6 protein-coding genes are annotated in these 5414 nt (G+C 71.1%); 1 reads left to right on the forward strand and 5 read right to left on the reverse strand.

Features of this window, described 5'->3' with window-relative positions:
- Positions 1-293 precede the first annotated feature (293 nt).
- A complete protein-coding gene (locus tag D7Y21_RS40035; RefSeq protein ID WP_120567466.1) occupies positions 294-941 on the forward strand; it encodes a hypothetical protein in 648 nt (215 codons plus the stop codon).
- Here the strand turns inward: D7Y21_RS40035 and D7Y21_RS40040 are convergent, their stop codons facing one another.
- The 5 genes from D7Y21_RS40040 to D7Y21_RS40060 form a co-directional block, all read right to left on the reverse strand.
- Complete coding sequence (locus D7Y21_RS40040) at positions 942-1916, reverse strand: hydrolase (protein WP_121718508.1); 975 nt, start codon at positions 1914-1916, stop codon at positions 942-944.
- The gene (locus tag D7Y21_RS40045; RefSeq protein ID WP_120567464.1) at positions 1913-2215 is read right to left on the reverse strand and encodes a YkgJ family cysteine cluster protein; all 303 of its coding nucleotides are present in this window, start codon (positions 2213-2215) and stop codon (positions 1913-1915) included. Before D7Y21_RS40045 ends, D7Y21_RS40040 begins: the two co-directional genes overlap by 4 nt.
- Positions 2216-2238: 23 nt before the next feature.
- Positions 2239-3378, reverse strand: coding sequence for a hypothetical protein (locus D7Y21_RS40050; RefSeq protein ID WP_121718509.1), 1140 nt, complete (start codon positions 3376-3378; stop codon positions 2239-2241).
- 111 nt (positions 3379-3489) lie between these two features.
- Entirely contained in the window at positions 3490-4446 is a 957-nt protein-coding gene (locus D7Y21_RS40055) for a GNAT family N-acetyltransferase (RefSeq protein WP_121718511.1), read from the reverse strand.
- A gap of 43 nt (positions 4447-4489) precedes the next feature.
- Positions 4490-5161 (reverse strand): hypothetical protein, encoded by a 672-nt coding sequence (locus D7Y21_RS40060; protein ID WP_121718510.1) that lies wholly within the window; start codon positions 5159-5161, stop codon positions 4490-4492.
- Positions 5162-5414 lie beyond the last annotated feature (253 nt).

A 5414-nucleotide genomic window follows, 5' to 3' on the forward strand; every position in this document is an offset into this window, starting at 1 on the left:
AGGACGGGGCAGTGCGCAGTTTGGGGGAGTCCGGCAAAGGCGGTCGTGGTCGCCGGACGGGAGACGTGAAGAGTCGTGAATCAAGACGTGGCGGTGCGAGAGCTTCGCGATCCAGCCGGCGGCGGCATCGAGGCGACGCGACAGTCAGCACCGGACGTGTGGCAGTGGCGGGAGTGGCGGGTCGGGGGGAGCAACACGCAGCCGGGTCTCGGAGAGCGAGTGCTCCTGGGATCCGGCGTACCTCGCAAATCTCATCGCGCATGGCCGCGATGTCTGGAACGGGGAGAATCCTCATGGGAGCGGTGTCCATCGTCACCGCGGCGGTAGCGGTCCTGGCGGCCCACACGGCCATCGCCCAGACAGCACCGCAGGCGCAGTTGCCGCAGGTTCAGGCCCAGCAGGGCGAAGGCCGGCGCCGCATGAATGATCCAGAGCGGCTCGCCCCCTTCGGTCTGATGCTCGACGCGGGCATGCCCGAAGGCGCGGGACTCTCCGGCGTCCTCCGGCCCTCGCCGTACCTGCGAATCCACCTCGGCGGCGCGCACAACGGTCTGCGAGGCGCCTTGCGCGCGGGACTCACGCTGCTCCCGCTGAAGAGCAAGGTCTCTCCCTCGTTCTCATGGGAGTTCGGGCACGCGCAGGCCGCGAGCACGGAGACGCTGAACCGGAGGCTCGCGGACCGCACGCAGCTGCCCGCCTCCTCCATGGAGCGCGTGGGCTACACGTACATCAGCACGCACGTGGGCCTGGAGTTCAACGCCACCCGGCGCCTCAGCTTCTTCGTGCGCGGCGGCATGAGCTTCATGGAGATGGACGTCCCCAGCCTCCAGAAGCTGGACGAGCCCTTCCGCGACGGGCTGTCTCCCGTGGAGACGCAGTCGTGGATGATGCGCAAGGTGCAGCCGTCCGGAAAACTCGGCCTCACCTTCTTCTTCGGCTGATCAGCCGGCGAGCACCCGCTCGAAGAACGTGAGCGCCTGCGCCTCCGCCCAGAAGTACGGACGGTGCACGCGGCCCGCGACGAAGCCCACGTGGCCGCCCTGTTCGGTCAGCACCACGTTGAGGAACGGGTTGTCCCGCGCGGAAGGCGGAATCACCGGCGCCTCCAGCATCGGATCATCCGCGGAGCTCAAGAGCAGCGTGGGCCGGCGGATGTCCGCGAGCCTGGGCCCCGACGACGCCTCCCGGTAGTAGTGCTCCGCGTCCCGGAAGCCATGCAGCGGCCCGGTGACCACGTCGTCATAGCCCCGGATGGTGCGCGCCGCCTCCATGCGAGTCCCGTCGAACGCGCCCGGGAACCGCTGCAACTTCGCGCGGGCCTTGCTCTTGAGCGTGCGCAGGAACCGCTCGCGGTAGAGCCAGTGGTAGCCGCTGCCGCCATCCAGCTTGCGGCAGCACGCGTCCAGGTCGTACGGCGCGCTGATGGACGCGGCGGCCACCACGGGCGCCTGATCCCCCGTCTCCTCCAGCAGCCGGCACAGCACGTTGGCGCCCAGGGAGAAGCCCACCGCGAGCATCGGCCCGGTGATGCGCTCGCGCACGTCCGCCATCACCAGCAGCGTGTCCGCCGTGTCCCCGGAATGGTACGCCCGGGCCAGCCGGTTCGGCTCCCCGCTGCACGAGCGGAAGTTGATCGCCGTGGCGCCCCAGCCGCGCTTCGCCGCGCCCCGCAGCACCTCCGTGACGTAGCCCGCCTGGGACGACCCCTCCAGGCCGTGCAGCACCACCACGTGCGGCGCGCCCTTCGGCCCGTCGAAGGTGTCCAGGTCGACGAAGTCCCCGTCCGGCAGATCCCTCCGCTCCCGGCGCAGGGGCGGCACGCGGGTGGGGCGCACGAGCGACGCGTAGATGGTCTGCGCATGCGCGCCGCGAAGGCCCGGCGCGGGAACGAACGGCTCGGTGGGTTGGAAGTTCACTTCCGCTCCCGGATGGCGCGCGCCATCCGCATGGAGGCGCAGCCGGACTTGCGCACGGCTTCCGCCTCCGCGGTGAGCTGGAACAGCGCCAGGTAGTTGTTCACGCGTTCGTCCAACGTGGGGGCCTCGATGCGGCGGCACACCTCGTCCGCCGCGTAGTCCCGGCACACCTGGGGCCGCCGCTCGTACACGGTGCACAGGTTGTCCGCGCCCAGGTGCGGGCACCGCAGCCCCAGCGGCTTGTCCAGCGCGGCGATGTCCGGCGCCACGCAGCAGGCGCCACAGCAGGTGCACTCCATGAGACTCCTCGGGCGGTGCTGCTTCAGCGGCGGACGGCCTGCTCCACCTTGCCCAGGTTCGTCACGGTGAGCGTGACGCCCTGGCCCTTCTTCCACGCGACGAACTCGTCCTCGCGCGTGGGCTTCACCTCGTGCTGCTTCACGCCGTCGTCGTCGTAGCGCACGAGCACGGTGTAGTCCTCCTCGCGCCGCACCCGCTCGTTCGTCCCGGCGGTGAGCTCCGGCCAGCGCGGCGGACCCTCCGTGCCCTTGAGCTCGCGCGTGTCCACCGGCTTCCACACGTACGTGTCGTAGGCGCACTGCTGCGCGTAGACGGGCTCGTTGCGGTAGCGCGTCTCCGTGTCGCAGTCCTCGTAGGACTCGTTGCAGTACTTCGTCACGTCGTGGCAGACCTCTTCGGCGAAGCCGTTGCCCTTGTCGCGACGGGTGCACTTCTCCTCGGTGCCGCAGGCCACCTTGCGCGTCTTCGTCCGGCACACGCGCTGGGTGCCGTCCGCGACCCGGCGGGTGCCACGCTGGCGGGATACGCAGTCGCGGATGTTCGTCACGCCCGCGACCTCTCCCGCGCCGTTCACCGGCATGCGCGGCGAGGTGGTGCTCAGCTCATCCCGCCAGCCGGTGCGCGTCTCCGGGACGAAGCGCTCCTGCACCAGCGCGCGGCGCCAGTTCGTCGCCACCACCTCGCCCTTGAGCTCATGCTTCATGTTGCCCCAGATGCCCACCGCGCAGGTGCCCAGGCAGCACGAGGCGAGGACGCCCACCACGATGAGCGCCACCTTCCCGAAGCGGCGGGGCTTGGGCGCGGGCTTCGGGGGCGCCTTGGGGGACAGGTCCGCGAGCGGCGCGGCCTTCGCATCCGAGCCCCGTTCGGCGGAGCACTGCCGGCAGCGCTTGCCGTCGCCCCGGTTGGCCGCGCCGCAGTAGGCGCAGAACCAGTCCTCGCCGGCGCCGGCCATCTCCAGGGCCTGTTCGTCGGAGACACCCTCGCGGGTGGACTTCCCGGAGGCCGCGTCCACGTCACCGAAGTCGAACTCGGACTCCTTGCCACTGAGCTCCCGCGGGTTGTTGCAGGAGGGGCAGTTCTTGTGACGGGCGGGGATGTTCCGGGCACCGCAGGACGTGCAGTTCCAGGAGCCCTCGATGATGCGCCTTCGCTCGGCCATGAGTGCATCCTAGGGGACCTGTCGCCGCCTGACACAGTCGGGTTGGGGGCGCCGGCCCTGTTCCCACCGGGCCGGAGGTGGGGCGCCTGACCGCCGCCCTGTCCGCGGAGCTCACACCCAGAGGGCGCGAGGGAAGGGGACCTCCGGCGCGGGAGGCAGCCCCGGGCGCAGCGGCCGCAGCATGGGCAGCGACCCGTCCCGCTGCACGCGCACCGCGCCGGGGACCCCGCCGAGCAGTGACGCCGTCGTGGGCTCCTCCCACCACACCACGCGCTTGAGCCCCGCCTGATGCGCCACGCGGCGCGCCTCCGTGAGCAGCGCCTCCGCCGCGGAGGCGTCCCGCGCATCCAGCATCAGCACCACCAGCTCGCCGTAGCGCGCGTTCATCGTCCACAGCGCGGTGGATTCGCCCACCACCGCGCCGCACGTCCGGGGCCGGGGCCGCGACAGCAGGTCCGCGTAGATGCGCTCCCGCTCCAGGTGCCAGTCCACCTGCGCGGCGCCAGGCCACAGGAAGAAGGGCACGTCCGGCTGGCGCATCCGCGCGAGCGCCCCCGCCACGTCCGTCTCCTGGAGCCCACCGTCCACGGGCCGTCCCCCCGGCGCATCGGCCGCGTCCAGGTGCCAGTCCCACGCGGGCACCTCCACGTAGCCCGACCGGCGATACAGCGGCGCCCCGACGTCGGAGAACAGGACCACCGAGTGCGGACGCGGCGCCACCCGCTCCAATTCCGCGGCGACGGCGTCCATCAACCGGGTGGCGTGTCCCCGCCCGCGCAGGTGCTCCTCCGTGTACACGCTGGCGATGGCGTAGCTGTCCCCCTGCGTCAGCTGTCCGTCCGCGCCCCGCAGGAAGCTGTCCGTGTGGAACGTCTCGCACGACGCCAGCACCCGGCCGTCGTCCGCCAGCCACAGCCACGTGTTCATGCCCTCGCGGCTCCACGGGTGCGCGCGCAGCCGCGCTTCGCGCTCCTGGTACTGCGGCACGCTCAGGGGGGAACCCCACGCGGCATGGGTGACGGCGTCGCGCTGCGCCTTCTGCGCGTCGGTGGCGAGGACGAGGGACATGGTGCCGGGCACGCTAGACACGTGCCCCACCCGCGCGCGAGCACTACAGCGTCGTGGTGTACGGGAACCGGAAGTGCAGCTGCAGGTACGCCTGCCCCACGTGGAAGATGCCGTCCCCCAGCGAGTCCGGCAGCCCCAGCCCGCCCAGCTCCTGCGGCACGTAGAACGTGGACTCCCAGCCCACGCTGACGAGGAAGCTCTTCGCCAGCTGGAACTCCAGGTCCGCGCCCAGGCTCGCCCCGGGCCGCAGGAAGTGCGTGTCCGGCAGCGTGTCGGAGAAGATGTACGCGTACGTCAACACCAGCCCCACGCCCAGCTTGAAGCGCACCGGACTGGACGACAGCGGCACCCCCAGCCCCAGCGGCTTGAACGTCACGCCGTACATCCCCGTGTCGCGGTACTTGGGCGAGATGATGAACGAGTCCGGAATGAAGATGGACGGCGAGATGCGGATCTCATCCATCTGCTTCGCCTGCTTCCGGTAGCGCGCCGGGATGGCGCGCTGGTTCTTGCGCAGCCACTCCTTGTCCAGCACCGCGTCCACGGACAGCTTCAGCCCCGTGTGCAGGAGCTGGTCGTCCGCGATGGGGCCGGAGAACACGAACACCGCCGGCCCCACGCCCACGTCCACCGGCACGGTGACCTTCTGCGCCGCCGGAGCGACGGCGGGCCAGGACAACAACACGAACAGCAGCGGGAGCAGGGTGTTCCTCAAGGGCGGGTCCTCACGTACCGGGGCCGGGAAGGGCCCGCATTTCGAGCCTAGAAGGTGAAGACGCTCCGTGTCCCGCATGCGCTAAGAAGTTCGCGCCGGAAAGGGAGCCGGCCCATTCACGCTCCCTTGCAGGTCCGCTGCCGCACCTGCCTCATCCCAAGGAACCCAGATGCTCCCCGTTGCGCTGCTGCTCGCCTCGTCACTGCAATCCCAGACGCCGCCGGCGCCTGCCCCGCGTCCCGCCGCCCCGCCG

The organism is Corallococcus sp. AB045 (assembly GCF_003668895.1).
Classification (GTDB): domain Bacteria; phylum Myxococcota; class Myxococcia; order Myxococcales; family Myxococcaceae; genus Corallococcus; species Corallococcus coralloides.

What these genes read in the sequence shown, in the direction of transcription:
- D7Y21_RS40045 (WP_120567464.1), bottom strand. Translation starts at nt 2,215, where the DNA reads ATGGAGTGCACCTGCTGTGGCGCCTGCTGCGTGGCGCCGGACATCGCC.
- D7Y21_RS40055 (WP_121718511.1), bottom strand. Translation starts at nt 4,446, where the DNA reads ATGTCCCTCGTCCTCGCCACCGACGCGCAGAAGGCGCAGCGCGACGCC.
- D7Y21_RS40050 (WP_121718509.1), bottom strand. Translation starts at nt 3,378, where the DNA reads ATGGCCGAGCGAAGGCGCATCATCGAGGGCTCCTGGAACTGCACGTCC.
- D7Y21_RS40035 (WP_120567466.1), top strand. Translation starts at nt 294, where the DNA reads ATGGGAGCGGTGTCCATCGTCACCGCGGCGGTAGCGGTCCTGGCGGCC.